We start from the raw sequence: 17,351 nt of genomic DNA, 5'->3' as shown, positions 1-17,351 counted from the left end.
GCGGTCAGCGCTTCTTCTCGCGCAGCTTCTTCCAGTATTCGAGACGCTTCAGGATCTCGCGCTCGAAGCCGCGTTCGACCGGCTGATAGAACTCCTCGCGCGCCATGCCGTCGGGGAAATAGTTCTGGCCGGAGAAGCCGTCCTCGACATTGTGGTCGTACTCGTAACCTTTCCCGTACCCGATCTCCTTCATGAGACGCGTCGGGGCGTTGAGGATGTGCATCGGCGGTGTGAGCGAGCCATGTTCCTTGGCAGCCCGCTTGGCGGCGCCGAACGCGATGTAGCCGGAATTCGATTTGGGCGCCGTGCCGAGGTAGATCACCGCCTGGGCGATCGCGAGCTCGCCTTCGGGTGATCCGAGGCGATCATAGGTATCCCAGGCGGCGAGGGTGTGGGTGAGCGCATTGGGATCGGCCATGCCGACATCCTCGACCGCGAAGCGCACCAGCCGGCGGGCAATGTATTTCGGGTCCTCGCCGCCGTCGAGCATGCGCGCGAACCAATAGAGGGCGGCGTCGACATCCGAGCCACGCAACGACTTGTGGAGCGCGCTGATCAGGTTGTAGTGCGCCTCCTGCGCCTTGTCGTAGAGGGGCGCGCGCTTTTGCAGGAGCACCGCGAGCCGCTGCGCCGGAACGGGTCCCTCTTCCTCGAGGTCGCCGAGCTGTTCGGCGAGGGTAATCAGGTAGCGGCCATCGCCATCGGCCATCGCGAACAGCGCCTCCCGTCCCCTCTCGTCGATCGGCAGCTTGCGGCCGAGGGCGGTTTCCGTGCGCCCAAGCAGGACCGAAAGCGCCGTGTCGTCGAGACGGCGCAGCACCAGGACCTGGCAACGCGAGAGCAGCGCCGCATTGAGCTCAAAGGACGGATTCTCGGTCGTGGCGCCGACCAGCGTCACGGTGCCGTCCTCGACATAGGGAAGGAATCCATCCTGCTGGGCGCGATTGAAGCGATGGATCTCGTCGACGAACAGCAGCGTCCCCTTGCCATCGCGGCGCCGCTGTCGCGCCGCCTCGAAGACCTTGCGCAGGTCGGCGACGCCGGAGAAGACCGCCGACAGCGGCTCGAAGTGCAGATCGGTCGCCTCGGCGAGCAGCCGCGCGACGGTGGTCTTGCCGCAGCCCGGCGGCCCCCACAGGATCAGCGACGCGAGCTTGCGCGCCGCCAGCATGCGGCCGAGCGGTCCTTCGGGACCCAGCAGATGATCCTGGCCCAGGATGTCGCCAAGCTTCTTCGGCCGCAGGCGTTCCGCGAGCGGCGTCGGGGCGAGAGACGCGAACAGTTCGGGCATAGGTTTGGCGGGCATCTTGCCCATATGGGCATCGGCAGCGCCACTGCCGAGGTACCGGCGCTAACGGAACTGGATAGTCGAAACCATACCTTCACGGCCGAGACTGAGGCTCGCCACGCCGCTCGCGATCCGCCCCTTGAGCTCGGCGACGCTGTGCACTTCCTTGCCGTTGACCGCAATCACCATGTCGCCGGGCTTGATGAAGCGGGCGGCATAGGAGCCCTGCTGGACCTCTGTCACGGCAACGCCCGGCCGCCACTCGATCAAACCCATCTCCTCCGCGACGGCGGGCGACAGGTTGACAACGGTCGCTCCGCTCAGGGGCTGGCGACCGTCCAGCACGGAACGGTCGCGCGGCGGGTCCTCCGGCGGGGCCATCAACGGCACCTGCAGCGTCATCTCCTTGCCGCCGCGAATGATGTGCAGGGGCACAGTCTCACCGACGCTCAGCGTGGCGAGGCGGAACCGCAGGCTCGCCTCGTCGTCGATCGTCTGGTCACGCAAGCCGACGATGACGTCGTTGCGCTTGAGGCCGGCACGCTCGCCGGGTCCCTTGGGGAACACGTCCTTGACCACCAGACCCGCCGGCCTGGGCAGGTTGAGGCCGGCCGCGAGATCGGGCGTTACCCGCTGCATCGAAATGCCGAGCCAGGGGCGCACGATCCGCCCGCCTTTCTCGCCCGTCGCGATCACGCGCGCGACGATGTTCGAGGGCGTCGCAAAGCCGATGCCGACCGAGCCGCCGCTCTGCGAGTAGATCGCCGTATTGATGCCGATCAACCGCCCGTCGAGACTGACCAGCGCGCCGCCAGAGTTGCCGGGATTGATCGCGGCATCGGTCTGCAGGAAGAAGCTCGAATCGTTGACACCGCCCGCCGAGCGTGCCACGGCCGAGACGATGCCGCTGGTCACGGTCTGGTTGAGGCCGAACGGATTGCCGATTGCCAGCACGATATCGCCCACCTCGATCGAGTCGGAATCGCGCAGCTCAAGGAACGGGAACTTTTCGCCCTCGCCATGGATGCGAAGCAGGGCAAGATCATAGCGATCGTCCTGGGTCATCAGCTTCGCCTCGAACTCGCGCCGGTCTGCGAGAACCACCCGGATCTGGTCGGCGCCGCGCACCACATGGGCATTCGTGACGATCAGGCCGTCCGGCTTGACCAGCACGCCCGACCCCAGGGAATTCTGCACCCGCGAACCGTCCTGTGACATGCCGGGAAACGGAAACGGGAGGCGACGCTGCACGCGCATCGTCGTCGCGGTGTAGATGTTCACCACCGCCGGAGAGACGCGCTTCACGAGCGGCGCATAGGAAAATTCCAGGTCGCTTCGGCTGCCTGGCAGAGGCTGCGCCTCCGCAAACCCCGTCAAACATACGGCCACGCCCACCGCCGCCACCATCGTCCGCCGAAACATCCACCTTACCTCTTCACTTCACCTGCCGGGCATTCACCCGGACTTAGCCGCAGCGCGAATAGCCGCAATTGAGGCAGATGTCACAGCCTTCCTGATGGGTCAGTGCGGCCGCCCCGCAATTGGGGCACTGGCCCAGTCCTGGCGGCGCGCCTGCCGACCCTTCGCCCGGCTCGCGGACGCCGACAGCCAATGCCAGCCGAGGCTCCTCCGCCTGCGCCAGGCGCGGGGCGTCCGCTGCGCTCAGGAAGCCGATTTCGATCAGATGACGCTCGATCACCCCGCCGATGGCCGCCAGCAGGGACGGCACGTAGCGACCCTCCATCCATTGGCCGCCCCGCGGGTCGAACACGGCCTTCAGCTCCTCGACCACGAACGAGACATCGCCGCCGCGGCGGAACACGGCCGAGATCATGCGCGTCAGCGCGACCGTCCAGGCATAATGCTCCATGTTCTTGGAGTTGATGAAGATCTCGAACGGCCGGCGGCGGCCGTCCTGCATCACGTCGTTGATGGTGATGTAGATGGCGTGATCGCTGCCCGGCCATTTGATCTTGTAGGTTCTACCGGGCAGGTCCGCTGGCCGGTCGAGCGGCTGGGCAATATAGACCACCTCGCCCTCGCGCGCCGCCACCGCCGCCGGCGTAATCACGCCGCGCACCAGCTCGGCAACCGGCTTCACCTCGAGCACCGCGCCCGTAACGTCGTTGGGCCGGTAGGTCGTGCAGCCCTTGCAGCCTTGGGCATAGGCTTCCTCGTAGACGTGCTTGAAGGCCTCGAAGGAGATGTCGCGCGGCAGATTGATGGTCTTGGAGATCGAGCTGTCGACGAAGTCCTGTGCCGCCGCCTGCATCGCGAGATGATCGGCCGGCGACAGCGTCTGGGCATCGACGAAAATGTCGGCTGGCGGCTCGACTGCGCCCTTCAACGCGCGCCAGCGGCGATAGGCGTGATCCTCGACGCCCTCCTCGCGCCGGGATCCATCCGGCTGCAGCACATGGCGGACATGGCGGAACGCAAATACCGGCTCGATGCCGGAGGAAACATTGTCCGCCAAAAGCGAGATCGTGCCCGTCGGCGCGATCGAGTTCAGAAGCGCATTGCGAATGCCGTAGCGCCCGATTGCCGAGCGCACGTCCTCCGGCAGAGCCTTGGTCGTCTCTCCGCCGAGGTAGCGTGCACGGTCGAACAGCGGGAAGCTCCCCTTCTCCGCCGCAAGGTCGGCCGAAGCGAGGTAGGAGAGACGCTGCACCGCCGCCAGCCATTCGCGGCTCAGCTCGATCGCGCGCTTCGATCCGTAACGCACGCCACAGAAAATCAGCGCATCGGCCAGACCGGTGACGCCGAGGCCGATGCGCCGCTTGGCCTTGGCTTCGTTTTCCTGCTGGGGCAGCGGGAAGCGCGAGACGTCGATTACGTTGTCCAGCATGCGCACGGCAAGCGGAACCAGTTGTTCCAGCGCCTCGATGTCGAGCCGTGCGCCCGAGGCGAACGGGTCCTTCACCAGTGCGGCAAGATTGATCGAGCCCAGCAGGCAGGCACCGTAGGGCGGCAGCGGCTGCTCGCCGCAGGGATTGGTGGCCTGGATGGTTTCGCAATAGTGCAGGTTGTTGCGGCGATTGACGCGGTCGATGAAGATCACGCCCGGCTCGGCGCAGTCGTAGGTGGCGCGCATGATGCGCTCCCACAGCCCGCGCGCCTTGACCGTCCTGTAGACCTTGCCGCCGAAAACGAGATCCCAGTCGGCATCGTCTTTCACGGCCTTCATGAAGGCGTCGGTGACCAGCACCGAGACGTTGAACATCCGCAGCCGCGCCGGATCGCGCTTGGCATCGACGAAGGCTTCGACGTCCGGATGATCGCAGCGCAGCGTGGCCATCATGGCGCCGCGACGCGACCCTGCGCTCATGATGGTGCGGCACATCGCATCCCATACATCCATGAAGGACAGGGGACCCGAGGCGTCCGCGCCGACCCCCTTCACGGGCGCTCCCAAGGGGCGCAGGGTCGAGAAATCATGCCCGATGCCACCGCCCTGCTGCATCGTGAGGGCGGCCTCGCGAACGTTTTCGAAGATGCCCGACATGTCGTCGGGAATCGCGCCCATCACGAAGCAATTGAACAGCGTTACCGTGCGGCCCGTCCCGGCGCCCGCGATCACCCGTCCCGCCGGGAGGAACTTGAAGCCCGAGAGCGCTTCCTCGAAGCGGGCCGCCCATAGCTGCGATTCGCGCTCGGGTGCCGCCAAAGCTCGTGCTACGCGCCGCCAGGTTGCCTCCAGATCCGCGTCGGCCGCCCCCGAAGGATCGCGAAATCGATATTTCATGTCCCAGATGCGCTGGGAGACCGGAGCCCAATCCATTGTTGAAACGTAAGCGCCGCAAATGGCGATATCAATGTTCTTTTTTCGTTCCCGTCTTCTCGGCGTTATCCACCAGTCGTGCCGTTGCCGTCTCGATGTGCTCGCGCAGCAAGGCCATGAATGGCCCGCGACCGAGACCAGGCGGGATCGGCGGAAGCACCTCCATCGTAATGACGCCCGGCCGCTTGACGAACTCCCGCCGGCCCCAGAACACGCCGGAATCGAGCGCAACCGGCACCACCGGTAGACCGAGCTGCCGATAGAGCGCGGCGGTGCCTGCCTGGTACGGTTTCTGGCCGCCGGGAGCGACGCGCGTGCCTTCGGGAAAGATCACGATCGACCGGCCATCGGCGACGACGGCCTTGGCCTGGCGAACCAGTCGGCGCAGCGCGCTCGCGCCTTCACCGCGTGAGACGGCTATGTTTCCGGCGCGCGCCATCGCCCAGCCGATCACCGGAATGAACAGCAGTTCGCGTTTCAGCACGATTGCAATGTCGGAAAACAGCAGCGTGAAGGCGAGCGTCTCCCACGTGGATTGATGCTTGCAGGCGATGATGACCGGCCCCTCGGGCAAGTTTTCGCGTCCGAGGACCCGATGACTGAGCCGGCAGGTGACGCGCAGCCACCACAGGATGAAAGTAATCCACACCTGCGCCCAAACGACGACAGCGCGGCGCGGCAGAAGCAGGATCGGAGCACCGCCCAGCGCGATCAACACGCTGCCGGCATACCAGCCGACGTTGAAACAGAGCGAGCGTAACCAGAGAGCGGGGCCGGACATGCTTGTAAGGGCACTTTTAGTGGCATAGTGTCTGCTCGCAAGCACATCTTCTGGTGCGGAAAAGCCGCTCTCGTCCATGATCGTCACCTGTTCAAATTGCAGAGCGCGGTACGCCGTCGACCCCTTGGCGATCGGATCGACCGGCCGGACCGTCCAATGTGCGCGATGCAGCCATCGTTGGTTCCAGCGTGTCGAGGGGCCCATGCCGGCGCCCGACATGGTGATCCGGCCCCAAGCGACGACGGCCAGCCCGGCGGCCCTTCCCGTACCCGTCCCGACCCGGGCCGACCCGGGCTGGGGCCGCCGCCTTGCAGTCGCGGCCCTTGTCGTTCTGGTGGTTGCCGCCGCGGGGATTGCGACCTACCTGCACCGCGACCTGCTGTTGGGATATGCCGACAGGATCGCCGCCCGCTTGCCCAGCGAGCTTCGGTTCTCCGAATGGCGCATCGCCCGCGGCTCTGGCGCGGCGGACCAGGTCCCGAGCGCAAAATCGACCGATCCAGCTGTCCCGGGTACCGACGAGGCGTCCGCTTCGCCATCTCCAAAGGCCATCCCCAAGCTGGAGGCGCCCGTGGCACCGGCGCAGCTCAAAGTGGATCTTGCCATGAGCAAGATCGAGCTCGTCGATGGCCGGTACGTCGTGCGCGGGGAGATTGCAAACACCGGCGGCCGTGCTGGGTCCATCACCAAGCTGATTGTCACTTACAAGAAGGGCGACGAGGTACTGGGCACCCACACCTATCCGCTGGTGCTGGGGCCCATCGCGGCCGGTGATCGGCTGAGCTTCAGCCAGACGCTGGACAACCCGCCGGCCGGCGCAACCGACATCGTGCCGTCGGTTGAATAGTGCGGTCAGCCACCGAGCGCGGCATGGTTGATCGCCCACCGGTCAGCATCCGTTTCTCCGCAGCCGAGATTGCGGCCCGCGTCGAGACCATGGCGGCCGATCTGGCGCACAAGCTGCCGCCCGACACGCTCGTCGTTTCGGTGCTCAGGGGCAGTTTCGTCTTCGCCGCCGATCTCATCCGGGCGCTGAGCCATGCCGGGGCGGACTGGGCCATGGATTTCCTCACCCTGTCGAGCTACGGCAGCGGCACCGAGACGAGCGGCAAGGTGCGGGTCGTGCGTGACATCGTCGACGACGTGCGTGGACGCGACGTGCTCCTGATCGACGACATCCTGGAATCGGGCCTGACGCTGAGCTTTGCCCGCAACCTCCTGAAGGAGCGCGGTGCGCATCGTGTCTGGATCTGCACGCTGCTCGACAAGCCGCACAAGCGCCGCGCCGACCTCAATGCCGACTTTGTCGGCTTTGAAGCAGGCGACGAGTTCCTCGTCGGCTATGGCCTCGACTGGGCCCATCGCTTTCGCGGCCTTCCCTATATCGGCGTCGTGGAGAAGCCCAGATAGCGCCCCGGCGCGAGCGATCGACGTGACCGCGCGTCGCTCCGGAGCACCGTTCAGCAGCCGGACAGCCGGCAGCGAAGAGGAAGACGAAATGAGCCGGTGAAGTACGACGCCCGAACGTCGTCAGTAGATCTTCATCAGCCGTTCGATGTAGTCGAGTTCTTCCTTGGGGCGGCCCATATCGCCTGCCCGACGCCGTAGCTCGTCGAGGATTTCGCGGCTCTTCTGGCGATCCAGCTCAAGCGGCACCTTGTCCTGGCCGGTGTCGACGGAGTCGCCGTAGTTGCCATCGGAACGTCCCAGCGGGTCGCGATCCTCGCTCTTCTTCTCGCGATCCTCGATCTCGGCACGATCCTGACCGTTACCAGGGCCGCGTTGGCGAAGTTGCTCGGCGAGATCGCCCATGCCCTGCTGCAGGTTGTCGAGGGCGCGGCGCTGGGCACGCGAAGCATCGCGCGGATCACCGCGACGCAATGCTTCCTCCGCCTCGCGCATCGATCGCTCGGCGCGGCCGAGCGACTCGGGCATCGGCATGCCGTTCTCGTCGAGCCGGCGCATGTAGTCACCGAGCTGGTTGCGCAGGCCTTGCTGATCGCGGCCCTGCTGCTCGCCCCATTGACCCTGGCCCTGCTGACCCTGGCCTTGCTGGCCCTGCTGTCCCTGTTGACCGCGCTGGCCCTGCTGGCCGCGCTGCCCTTGCTGCTGCTGGCGGCCCTCACGCTCCGACTCTCCGAGAAGCTGATTCTGCCGGCGCGACAGGCGGTCGAGCTGGTTCATCATCTCGCGGCCCTGCTGACTGCCCTGCCCCTGCTGACCGCGCTGTTGGCCCGGCTGCCGCTGCTGGTTGGGATTGGCGAGCATGGGCGTCGCGTTCTGCATCATCTTGCGCAGCTCTTCGAGCAGGCGCTTGGCTTCCTCGCGCTGGCCGTTCTTGGCCATCTCGCGAATTCTGTCGAGCATGCGCTGCAGGTCGTCACCTGTAATTACGTTGTTGGGATCGGCCTTCTCGGCCTCCTCCATCATCTTCCGGCGCTCTTCCGGATCCTGCATCTTGTCGGCGAGCTCCTTCTGCCAGCGTGCCATCGAGTCGTAGAGCTGCTGGATCAGACGCTCGATCTCTTCATCACCGGCGTGGCGCTGGATCGCATCGCGCAAGTTCTGGCGTGCCTGCTCGAGCTGGCGCTGGGCGTCCGTCATGGAACCTTCTTCCAGCCTGAGCGCGAGGTCCCACAACAGCTTCTGCGTATCGACAATTACCGGCTTGTCGCCACTCTGTTCGAGCCGCGCCGCCCCCAACCGCAGGCCGAGCTGCACGATCGGATCCTGGCGATAAGTCTCCGGACGGTTCTGGATCATCCGCATGCCATCGGCCACATCCAGACGCAGCGCCTTGGGATCGCGCGTGAGCTGCTTGCGCAGCACGATCAGAGCGCGCGCTGTCGGATCATTGAAGACACGTTCGGGCAGCAGGAAGCTTTCAACCGAGCTTCGGCCCTTCTGGCCGAGCGCATCGGTCGCGAACAGCATGACACGGACCTTGAGCCCGGCCCACGGACTGCTCGTCAGATCGCGCACGAAGCTGTCGCTGACCTTCTTCGGGCTGCCGCCGACCGGCAGGTCGATGCGCATCACCTCCGGCTCGTCGTCATCGGTCAGCATGTCGGCGCCCAGCACGCTACCGTCGAGGCGGATCTGGAGCTGAACGCCCTTGATGCCGAAATCGTCCCCCGCAATGTAGTCGACCTTGGTCGACCATTTCTCGACGCCGATCGGGCGGCTGAATTCGACGGTCGGCGCGAGGTCGGGAATGACGTGCAGCTTCCAGCGCGCCTGCTCGTCGCCGCGCGCCTCGAGCACGATATCCTTGCCCGCCATGATCGTCTGCTCGATCTGGTACTTGCCTTGGCCGACAGTGTTGAACTCGGTGTCCTTGCCGTCGACTACGAGCTTGGGCGGATGGCGGCCGCGCACATCATCGACGAAGCCTGCGAGCTTGCTGCCCACCGGCACGCGCAGCAATTTGTCGTGGTCGGCCATGTCGAGATAGATCGGTGGCAGACCGGTGTATTGGGGCGGCGCAATCCAGAGATTGGCCACGACCGGCGGCGGCGGCGGAAAAGCCGGCGTCAGGGCGGCCGCTATCCGGTCAGCGCGCCAGCCGCCCGCGAACACGAGCGCGACGATCATGGCCAGCACCGGCACCAGACGTAGCGCCCAGAGATCGATACGAGCGACGCCGGGATGGGCCGGCTTGTTGTGCAGACCGGCCAGACGCGCAGCCTCGCGGCGGCGATGGGCCTGCCAGAGGGCGGACGCCATCGGGTCGCTGCTGCCGGCGGCGAGCTGGTCCTGGACCGCCACCAGCGGCCGGTGCAGCACCTCGCTGTCGAGCTCCAGCCGTCGGATGGCGGCATCACGCGCCGGCCATTGGAATCGACGGAACTGCCACCAACCGACGCCCAACAGGACAGCGGCGACGAGGGCGAGGATGCCGGTATGGATCCAGGGATCGAGACCGCCGAACAGGTCAAGATGCGCCGCCGCGACGAACAGCACGACCAAGGCAGCCAACGGCATCAACCGCGGCCACAGCCTTTCCCACGCGAGCGCCGCCCAAGCCAAGCCGAGCTTTCGGCCGAGGCCCGGCGCGTCGAACGGGGTGGTCTGGCTTGCGTCCATCGCTTCCTTTCGGTTCAGTTCTCCATCCAGGGCGGGAAGCGCTCTGCGGAGATCATCTCCTCGATTGTCGGCCTCGGCCGGGTGACCGCAAATCGCGCACCATCCACCATCACCTCGGGCGTCAGCGGCCGGCTGTTGTAGCTCGACGCCATCACCGCGCCGTATGCACCGACCGAGCGTACCATGATGAGCTCGCCGGCAGAAAGCGCGGGCAGATCACGGTTTTGTGCCAGGTAATCGCCCGACTCGCAGATTGGCCCGACAATGTCGCAACGGATCGTGGCGGCATCGGGGCGCGGCTGGCGGATCGGCAGGATGTCGTGCCAGGCGTCGTACAGCGTCGGCCGGATCAGATCGTTCATCGCCGCGTCGACAATCACGAAGGTCTTGGAAATGCCGGGCTTCACCAGGATCACCTCGCTCACCAGCACGCCAGCTTCGCCGACCAGCCGCCGGCCCGGTTCGAACGTGAGTTCGCAGCCAAGACCTGCCGTTTCCTTGCCGACCATCTGCATAAAGGCCTCGATCGACGGAGGTTGCTCGTCGGCGTAAACAATCCCCAGTCCACCGCCGATGTCGAAACGGTCGATGCGATGGCCGTCGGCCCTGAGCTGCCGGATCAGGTCGCGCACACGGACGATGGCCTCCCGATACGGATCGAGCGTGATGAGCTGGGAGCCGATATGCATGGCAACGCCCGTCACCCGCAGATTTGCCAGCTCACGCGCCTTGGCGAAGGCGGCATGCGCGAGGTCGATGTCGACACCGAACTTGTTCTCCTTGCGCCCGGTCGTGATCTTCTCGTGCGTGCCGGCATCGATATCGGGATTGACACGGATCGTGATGTCGGTCCTGACGCCGAGCTGGCCTGCAACCGCATTCAACGTCTCGAGTTCGGCAGTGCTCTCTACGTTGATCTGACCGACGCCCGCCTGCAGCGCCGCCATCAACTCGCTCGCCTTCTTGCCGACGCCGGAATAGACAATGCGGCGGGCGGGAATCCCCGCGGCCAGGGCGCGCTGCATCTCACCCACCGACACGATATCGGCGCCGGCGCCGAGGTCGCCGAGGAGCTTGATGACACTCAGGTTGCTGTTGGCCTTGAGCGCATAACAAAGATTGGCGTTCAGCCCCTTCATGCCGTCGGCGAATTCCTGCCATGCCTGGCGCAGTGCGCTGGCCGAATAGCAGTAGAAGGGCGTACCGACCTGCCGGGCGATCGCCTTGAGCGCCACGCCCTCGGCATGCATCTCGCCTCCCTTGTAGGCAAAGAAGCTCATCGTGGACGCCCCAGGAAACGACGCCGCGCTTCCTTCACGGCGCGCGCGACCCTGGCAGGCGACGTGCCGCCAAGGCCCCTGCGCGCGGCCACGGACGCCTCGACCGTCAGCACGCGATAGGCGGCGCGTGTGATGCGCGGCTCGACCGCCCGCATCTCCGCAAGCGACAGCTTGTCGAGCCCGACGCCCTTGGCCGCGGCCTTGCCGACCAGCGTGCCGGTCACGTGATGGGCCTGGCGGAACGGCAGGCCGATCTCCCGCACCAGCCAGTCTGCAAGGTCGGTCGCAACCGAATAGTCGGCGGCGGCCACCGCGCGCATGCGCCCGGGGTTGGCCTTGAGGTCGCGCACCATGCCGGTCATGGCCGCGACGCAGAGTTCGAGCGCATCGGCGGCGTCGAACAAAGGTTCCTTGTCCTCCTGCATATCCTTGCCGTAGGTGAGCGGCAGGCCCTTCATGACCGTGCAGAGGGCGACGAACGCGCCGACGATTCGGCCGACCTTACCGCGCACCAGCTCGGCGGCATCCGGATTGCGCTTCTGCGGCATGATCGAGCTGCCCGTCGTGAAGGCATCCGAGAGCGTGATGAATCGAAACGGGGCCGAGCACCAGAGGACGATCTCCTCGGCGAGCCGCGACAGATGCACGGCGGCCAGCGCGGCGATGCCGAGGAACTCCACGACATAGTCGCGGTCGGACACGGCATCGAGCGAGTTGGCCATCGACCGGTCGAATTCCAGCGCCTTCGCCGTCTTGCGCGGATCGATAGGATGCGGCGAGCCGGCGAGCGCTGCGGCGCCGAGTGGCGATTCGTTCATCCGCACGCGGCAGTCGTGAAGCCGGCTGCGGTCCCGGCCCACCATCTCGACATAGGCCAGCAGATGGTGCCCGAAGGTGATCGGCTGCGCGGTCTGCAGGTGCGTAAAGCCGGGCATGATGGTCGCGGCATATTCTTCCGCGCGGTCGATCAGCGCGGCCTGTAGATCGCGCAGCATGGCGTCGAGCCGGTCGATCGCATCACGCACCCATAGCCGGACGTCGAGCGCGACCTGGTCGTTCCGCGAACGCGCGGTGTGCAACCGGCCGCCGGCCGGGCCAACCAGCTCGGTGAGCCGCGCCTCGATGTTGAAATGAATATCTTCGAGCTTGGTCGAGAACTTGAACCTGCCACCCTCGATTTCGGCGCGGATTTGGGCCAGGCCACGCCTGATGTCGCGTCCGTCTCTCGCCGTCAGGATGCCTTGGGCCACCAGCATATCGGCATGGGCCATCGATCCCCGGATATCCTGGGCATAAAGCCTTCTGTCGAAATCGATGGAGGCATTGATCTTCTCCATGATTTCTGCCGGCCCGAGCGAATAGCGGCCGCCCCACATCGCATTGGGGTTGGCCCTTGCCTTCCGGGTCTTCGTCTTCTGCCGTGCCATGAACAATCGCCAAACCGTCTCTCGGAACGGGCGCTTATGGCACATCCAATGCGCGATTTCCTCCCGACAATGGCTAATCGTGCGCCATATCAGGCGTTTTTCGAGTGCAAACCACTTTTTGAACACTGGCGCCGCCTTGCCGGATGATCACGATGACGGGCCGCCATATGTCCGCGAGCAACATGGAACCGAATGCCGAGGCGAGAGAGCCCGCCCCTCTTCCCACCCTTTCCGTGATGATCCCGACGCGGAATCGACCCGACAAGGTCAAACGCGCGGTCGAGAGCATCCTTGCCAATTCCTTCCGCGACTTCGAGCTGATCGTGGTCGATCAGAGCACCGACCGGTCGACCGAGCGCGCGCTCACGGCGATCGACGATCCCCGCTTGCGCTACATTGCGACCGACACCGTGGGTGCGGCCGTCTCGCGCAACATCGGCATCCGTGCAAGCCGCGCCGAAACCCTGGTGTTCACCGATGACGACTGCGTTTGCGACCACGGATGGCTGTCGTCCATCCTCGCCGAATACGCCGCCGAGCCAGCCGCGCTCGGCGTCTATGGCCGTGTGATCCCCTACGGCGACCCGCCTCGCGCGGGCATGATCTGCCCCTGCATCAACGAATCGACAGAGCGGCTCGTGCTCGACAGCCCCGCGATTCCGGCGCAAACGGTGGGCAACGGCAACAACATGTCGTTCAAGAGGGAGATCTTTCGCACCGTCGGTCTTTTCATGGAGACGCTGGGGCCGGGAACTCCGATCGGCCAGGGTGAGGACACCGAGTTCGCCTATCGCGTCCTCTGGTCGCGCTGCAAGCTGGTCTATTCTCCGAAGCCGGTGGTCCAGCACGACAAGTGGCTGGACGAGGCGGGATTCGCGAAGCTGATGAAGGAGTCCGTGCGCGGGCTTGCAGTCGTATTCCTGTCGTATTCACTGCGCTGCGACAGGCTCGCCTTTACTCAACTCATGCGAACCTTCTATTACCTCCTTCGCGATCGATTGGCGATCGGATCGGTTCGCGCGGGCCTCGCCTATTTCGTGACCGGCCTGGTGAAGGCGCCGAATTGCCGCCTCCTGCGACCGCCAAGGTTCGAGCCGTCGGCCGTCGAATGAGCGCCCGCGATGCGACCTTCGACCTGACTCCGGACGTGGCGCACGACCGGCGACGCATCGCGACCAATTTTCTGGCCATGGCCGGCACCAGCGGCCTGGGCTTCATCGTCACCCTCTTGACGACCATCTATGTCCGCCGCGTACTGGGGCCCGAGGCGATTGGGCAGGTGAGCTGGTCGCTGGCGCTGGTCGGCTACCTCGCGGTCCTCGTCAATCCGGGCCTGACGACGGTCGGGCAGCGCGATCTCGCGAAGGTGCCCGGGCGCGCCTCGGAGCTGATGTCCGTCATCATGACGCTGCAAACCCTGCTTGCGGTAGCGGTGTACGCCTTGGTCGTCGCGGTCGCTGCCCTCGGCCTGCGCGGCAAGGCCGTCAGCATCCTGCTTCTGATCCAGAGCCTTTCCTTCGTGCTGTCGGCCGTCAATGTCGGCTGGGTCCTGCAGGCCAACGAACGCATGGCGGCGCCGAGCATCGCGACGCTCGTTCTGAACGTCCTGCAGCTCCCTGTCCTGGTCTGGCTCGTCCACGGGCCGCAGGATGTCTACCTCTACGCGATCCTGACGCTTCCCTTCATGCTCGCCGCCGCCGTCCATAATCTCTGGTACGTACGCCGGCATCGGCTGGCCAACATTGCCGCGTTGCGGCCCACGCTTGCGGGAGCGCGTAACCTGCTGCGCGAAGCCTGGCCGCTCGCGCTGTCGCAGGGCGCCATCCTGATCTACTTCAACTCGGACACCATCATCCTCGGCTTCACCGACGGCGACGCCACGGTCGGCCAGTACGCGACCGCCTACAGGTTGATGCTGGTGGCAACTGTCGTGACCGCAGCGCTATGGAATGCCTACTTTCCCGCACTGGCGCGCGCCGGCGGTTCGGACCGGGCACCAGCGCTGTCGCGCGAGTACATGACGTTGCTGGCCTGGATGGGCATTCCGATCGCGGCACTCGGTTGGGCCTGCGGCCGGCACGTCGTCGAGTTGATGTACGGTACTGCCTACGCGCCATCGGGCCCGTACTTCGAATGGCTCTGCCTCAACATCGCGGTCATGTTCGTGAACTACGGCGTCGTGTCCGTGCTGGTGCCGTGGGGTCACAGCAGGCTGCAGTTCAAGATAAGCGCCGCTGCCGCGTTGGCGAACCTGCTCCTGAACGCCATCGCCATCCCGCTCTACGGGCCTTGGGGCGCGGTGGCGACGACCATCGCGGCGGAGGTCGTGGTGCTGTGCCTCGGACTCGCCTATCGCCATCGGCTCGGCATCCATTGGCATCCGGTGCTGCCAGTCGTCACGCCACCGCTGCTGTGCTCCGTTGCCGTGGCGCTCGCCATTGCGGCCTTGCCGCGCGCACTTGACCATTGGTGGTGGATCGAGCTTGCCGTCGGCATCGTCGTGCTGGTTGGCTGCATGTTTGCCTTCGAGAGCCGCTTTCGCCACGCCTTCCGGGCTGCCATCCGCCGGTGGTAGAAAGCGGGGCATGACCGTGGCTCGTCTCTCTCTCCGTTTCGGCCGCCGCATGCTGCTCGCCAGCTTGCCCGCGCTGCTCGCCCTACCGGCCCGGGCCAATATCGGATCCGGCCTGATCACGGGCGCAGTGAGAAGATTCGAGCGTACCGAGCCGCCCAAGCCGCTGCCGGACGTCGCCTTTATCGGCGGCGACGACACGCCACTGACGCTTACCGACTACAAGGGCAAGGTCGTTCTCGTGAACTTCTGGGCGACCTGGTGCGCGCCCTGCGTCAGCGAGATGCCGAGCCTCGATCAGCTCCAGAAGAAGATGGGCAAGGACAGATTCGTGGTCCTGCCGCTCTCGCTCGACGGCCCCACGCGCGCCAAAGTGGCGCCCTTCTACCAAAACAAGAAGCTCGCCCATCTAGGCATCTTTTTCGACAAGGGCCGCAAGGCCATGCAGGCGCTGGGCGTCAGCGTGCTCCCGACCTCGATCTTGATCGACGCCACCGGCCGCGAGCTCGGCCGCATCGAAGGCGAGGCCGACTGGTCGGCGCCCGAGGCATTCGCCCTGATGAAGGCCGCGGAAGGTTAAGCAGCTGCCAGGCCGTCCGCCACCTCGGCGGCGGTGATCTTGCCGCCATAGACGAACGCGGCGCCATCGAGGTCGATGGCGGGGAACTCGTTTTTCTCGCGCCAATAGTCCTGAGTGTGCTGCCATTCGCGCTTGGTGCCGCGCTTGGGCAGGAGGTGGAGGCCACGCATCACGTAGCCGGGATTGAAGTTGTCGGTATCGATCCAGGGGAGCAACGGCATGTCCTTGTCCTCTGGCCGCAAGGCGACCTCGACCCGGCGCGCACCCTTCTCCTTCATGTACGTCAGCAGGCGACAGACGAAGTCGCCCACGAGGTCGGCGCGCAGGGTCCAGCTCGCGCGGAAGTAACCGAACACCCAGACCATGTTGGGCACGCCGGTGAACATCATGCCGCGATAGGTGACGGTCTGGGAGAAGTCGAGCGGCTTGCCGTCGATCTCGAAGGCGATGTCTCCGAGCACGTTGAGATGGAAGCCGGTCGCGGTGACGATGATGTCGGCTTCGAGGACCTTGCCCGACTTCAGCATGATGCCGGTCTCGGTGAAGCGCTCGATCTCGTCGGTCACGACCGACGCCTTGCCGGCGCGGATGCCCTGGAACAGATCACCGTTCGGCACAAAGGCGATGCGCTGACGCCACGGCCGGTAGCGCGGCGTGAAGTGGGTTGCGATGTCGTAGTCGGGTCCGACATAGGCGCGCACGCCGGCCAGCAGCTCGTCTCTCACCTTCTCGGGCTCCTCGAAGGAGCGGCGGGTAAAAACGGCCTGATCGTGCAGGATCTTGCGTCGCACGATCTCGTGGATCCAGCTCTCGTCGACTTCGAGTTGGCGCAGCGTGTCGGCGAGGTCGTTGGCGTTGCGCGCCGGGATGAAGTAGGTAGGCGAGCGCTGCAGCATGGTCACATGCTCGCAATCATCGGCAACTGCCGGTACCACCGTCGCCGCCGTGGCGCCCGAGCCGATCACGACCATCTTCTTACCCTTGTAGTCGAGATCGCCGGGCCAGCTCTGGGGATGGACGATGCGACCCTTGTAGTCGGCCATGCCAGGCCACTCCGGCGTGTAGCCCTCGGAGTGGCGATAGTAACCTTGGCACATCCACAGGAAGTTCGCGGTGAAGCGGAAGCCTTCGCCGATATCAGTGCGCGTGCCTTCGATCGTCCAGAGATTGTCCTTGCTCGACCAGCGCGCCGACTCGATGGCGTGGCGATAGCGGATGTGGCGCGTAAGGTCGTTGTCCTCGATCACCTCGCCCATGTAGTGCAGGATCTCCTCCGCTGTGGCGATGGGCGCGCCGGTCCACGGCTTGAAGCGATAGCCGAAGGTGTAGAGATCGCTGTCGGAGCGGATGCCCGGATAGCGATGCGTGATCCACGTACCGCCAAAGCTCTCCTGCGACTCCAGCACCACGAAGCTCGTGCCGGGGCACTGGGTGCGGAGGTGATAGGCGCCGCCGACGCCGGAAATGCCGGCGCCCACGATCAGGACGTCGAAATGCTCGGTGGTCTGGGCAGCCGATTTGGCGGGCGGGAGCGTGTCGGGCATGGGATACCGTGC

General features: G+C 65.5%; 13 protein-coding genes and 1 pseudogene. 6 read left to right on the top strand and 8 right to left on the bottom strand.

Annotation, left to right across the window (positions count from 1 at the left end; translation table 11 throughout):
* Window positions 1-4: 4 nt before the first annotated feature.
* From VH499_RS00675 to VH499_RS00660, 4 genes are read right to left on the bottom strand one after another with little or no spacing between them, the layout of a single operon-like run.
* Window positions 5-1,315 (bottom strand): replication-associated recombination protein A, encoded by a 1,311-nt coding sequence (locus VH499_RS00675; protein WP_414709725.1) that lies wholly within the window; start codon window positions 1,313-1,315, stop codon window positions 5-7.
* A gap of 36 nt (window positions 1,316-1,351) precedes the next feature.
* Window positions 1,352-2,710: a Do family serine endopeptidase gene (locus VH499_RS00670; protein WP_332050745.1), complete on the bottom strand. Its 1,359-nt coding sequence runs from the start codon at window positions 2,708-2,710 to the stop codon at window positions 1,352-1,354.
* 43 nt (window positions 2,711-2,753) lie between these two features.
* Window positions 2,754-5,069 carry an adenosylcobalamin-dependent ribonucleoside-diphosphate reductase gene (locus tag VH499_RS00665; protein ID WP_332050744.1) on the bottom strand — a complete coding sequence of 772 codons (2,316 nt, stop codon included), beginning with the start codon at window positions 5,067-5,069 and terminating at the stop codon, window positions 2,754-2,756.
* Between the two features lie 31 nt (window positions 5,070-5,100).
* On the bottom strand, window positions 5,101-5,928 hold the full coding sequence (locus tag VH499_RS00660; RefSeq protein ID WP_332050743.1) for a lysophospholipid acyltransferase family protein: 828 nt from the start codon (window positions 5,926-5,928) through the stop codon (window positions 5,101-5,103).
* Here VH499_RS00660 and VH499_RS26100 point away from each other — a divergent pair.
* From VH499_RS26100 to hpt, 3 genes and pseudogenes are all read left to right on the top strand, one after another.
* Window positions 5,927-5,986 (top strand): annotated as a pseudogene (locus tag VH499_RS26100) (MJ0042-type zinc finger domain-containing protein); the annotation flags it as partial. The gene VH499_RS00660 and the pseudogene VH499_RS26100 overlap by 2 nt on opposite strands.
* A gap of 66 nt (window positions 5,987-6,052) precedes the next feature.
* Entirely contained in the window at window positions 6,053-6,697 is a 645-nt protein-coding gene (locus VH499_RS00655) for a hypothetical protein (RefSeq protein WP_332050742.1), read from the top strand.
* Window positions 6,698-6,720: 23 nt separating this feature from the next.
* Complete coding sequence (gene hpt / locus VH499_RS00650) at window positions 6,721-7,260, top strand: hypoxanthine phosphoribosyltransferase (RefSeq protein WP_332050741.1); 540 nt, start codon at window positions 6,721-6,723, stop codon at window positions 7,258-7,260.
* Window positions 7,261-7,380: 120 nt separating this feature from the next.
* On the opposite strand, the gene VH499_RS00645 is transcribed toward hpt, so the two are convergent.
* Genes VH499_RS00645 through argH form a run of 3 tightly spaced genes read right to left on the bottom strand, consistent with a single transcriptional unit; the run spans window position 7,381 to window position 12,643 of the window.
* Entirely contained in the window at window positions 7,381-9,936 is a 2,556-nt protein-coding gene (locus VH499_RS00645; protein WP_332050740.1) for a TIGR02302 family protein, read from the bottom strand.
* A 14-nt stretch (window positions 9,937-9,950) separates the two neighbouring features.
* Window positions 9,951-11,216 carry a diaminopimelate decarboxylase gene (gene lysA / locus VH499_RS00640; RefSeq protein WP_332050739.1) on the bottom strand — a complete coding sequence of 422 codons (1,266 nt, stop codon included), beginning with the start codon at window positions 11,214-11,216 and terminating at the stop codon, window positions 9,951-9,953.
* Window positions 11,213-12,643, bottom strand: coding sequence for an argininosuccinate lyase (gene argH / locus VH499_RS00635; protein WP_332050738.1), 1,431 nt, complete (start codon window positions 12,641-12,643; stop codon window positions 11,213-11,215). The genes lysA and argH overlap by 4 nt, the downstream gene beginning before the upstream one ends.
* A 143-nt stretch (window positions 12,644-12,786) precedes the next feature.
* On the opposite strand from argH, the gene VH499_RS00630 reads away from it, so the two are divergent.
* Genes VH499_RS00630 through VH499_RS00620 form a run of 3 tightly spaced genes read left to right on the top strand, consistent with a single transcriptional unit; the run spans window position 12,787 to window position 15,795 of the window.
* Window positions 12,787-13,755: a glycosyltransferase family 2 protein gene (locus tag VH499_RS00630; RefSeq protein ID WP_414709724.1), complete on the top strand. Its 969-nt coding sequence runs from the start codon at window positions 12,787-12,789 to the stop codon at window positions 13,753-13,755.
* Window positions 13,752-15,218 (top strand): flippase, encoded by a 1,467-nt coding sequence (locus VH499_RS00625; RefSeq protein WP_332050736.1) that lies wholly within the window; start codon window positions 13,752-13,754, stop codon window positions 15,216-15,218. The genes VH499_RS00630 and VH499_RS00625 overlap by 4 nt, the downstream gene beginning before the upstream one ends.
* Window positions 15,219-15,228: 10 nt before the next feature.
* Window positions 15,229-15,795, top strand: a complete 567-nt coding sequence (locus VH499_RS00620; protein ID WP_332050735.1) for a TlpA disulfide reductase family protein — start codon at window positions 15,229-15,231, stop codon at window positions 15,793-15,795.
* On the opposite strand, the gene VH499_RS00615 is transcribed toward VH499_RS00620, so the two are convergent.
* Entirely contained in the window at window positions 15,792-17,339 is a 1,548-nt protein-coding gene (locus VH499_RS00615) for an NAD(P)/FAD-dependent oxidoreductase (RefSeq protein WP_332050734.1), read from the bottom strand. The genes VH499_RS00620 and VH499_RS00615 overlap by 4 nt on opposite strands.
* Window positions 17,340-17,351: the final 12 nt, after the last annotated feature.

It is taken from the genome of Reyranella sp. (assembly GCF_036558665.1).
GTDB lineage: Bacteria > Pseudomonadota > Alphaproteobacteria > Reyranellales > Reyranellaceae > Reyranella.
Note: the sequence above shows the minus strand (reverse complement) of the source record. Positions and strands in the feature narration are given on the sequence as shown.

Coding starts and splice junctions, on each gene's coding strand:
- VH499_RS00630 (WP_414709724.1), top strand. CDS start 12,787: ATGATCACGATGACGGGCCGCCATATGTCCGCGAGCAACATGGAACCG.
- VH499_RS00665 (WP_332050744.1), bottom strand. CDS start 5,069: ATGGATTGGGCTCCGGTCTCCCAGCGCATCTGGGACATGAAATATCGA.
- VH499_RS00620 (WP_332050735.1), top strand. CDS start 15,229: ATGACCGTGGCTCGTCTCTCTCTCCGTTTCGGCCGCCGCATGCTGCTC.
- VH499_RS00670 (WP_332050745.1), bottom strand. CDS start 2,710: ATGTTTCGGCGGACGATGGTGGCGGCGGTGGGCGTGGCCGTATGTTTG.
- VH499_RS00655 (WP_332050742.1), top strand. CDS start 6,053: ATGCCGGCGCCCGACATGGTGATCCGGCCCCAAGCGACGACGGCCAGC.
- VH499_RS00660 (WP_332050743.1), bottom strand. CDS start 5,928: ATGGACGAGAGCGGCTTTTCCGCACCAGAAGATGTGCTTGCGAGCAGA.
- hpt (WP_332050741.1), top strand. CDS start 6,721: ATGGTTGATCGCCCACCGGTCAGCATCCGTTTCTCCGCAGCCGAGATT.
- VH499_RS00625 (WP_332050736.1), top strand. CDS start 13,752: ATGAGCGCCCGCGATGCGACCTTCGACCTGACTCCGGACGTGGCGCAC.
- VH499_RS00675 (WP_414709725.1), bottom strand. CDS start 1,315: ATGGGCAAGATGCCCGCCAAACCTATGCCCGAACTGTTCGCGTCTCTC.
- lysA (WP_332050739.1), bottom strand. CDS start 11,216: ATGAGCTTCTTTGCCTACAAGGGAGGCGAGATGCATGCCGAGGGCGTG.
- VH499_RS00645 (WP_332050740.1), bottom strand. CDS start 9,936: ATGGACGCAAGCCAGACCACCCCGTTCGACGCGCCGGGCCTCGGCCGA.
- argH (WP_332050738.1), bottom strand. CDS start 12,643: ATGGCACGGCAGAAGACGAAGACCCGGAAGGCAAGGGCCAACCCCAAT.
- VH499_RS00615 (WP_332050734.1), bottom strand. CDS start 17,339: ATGCCCGACACGCTCCCGCCCGCCAAATCGGCTGCCCAGACCACCGAG.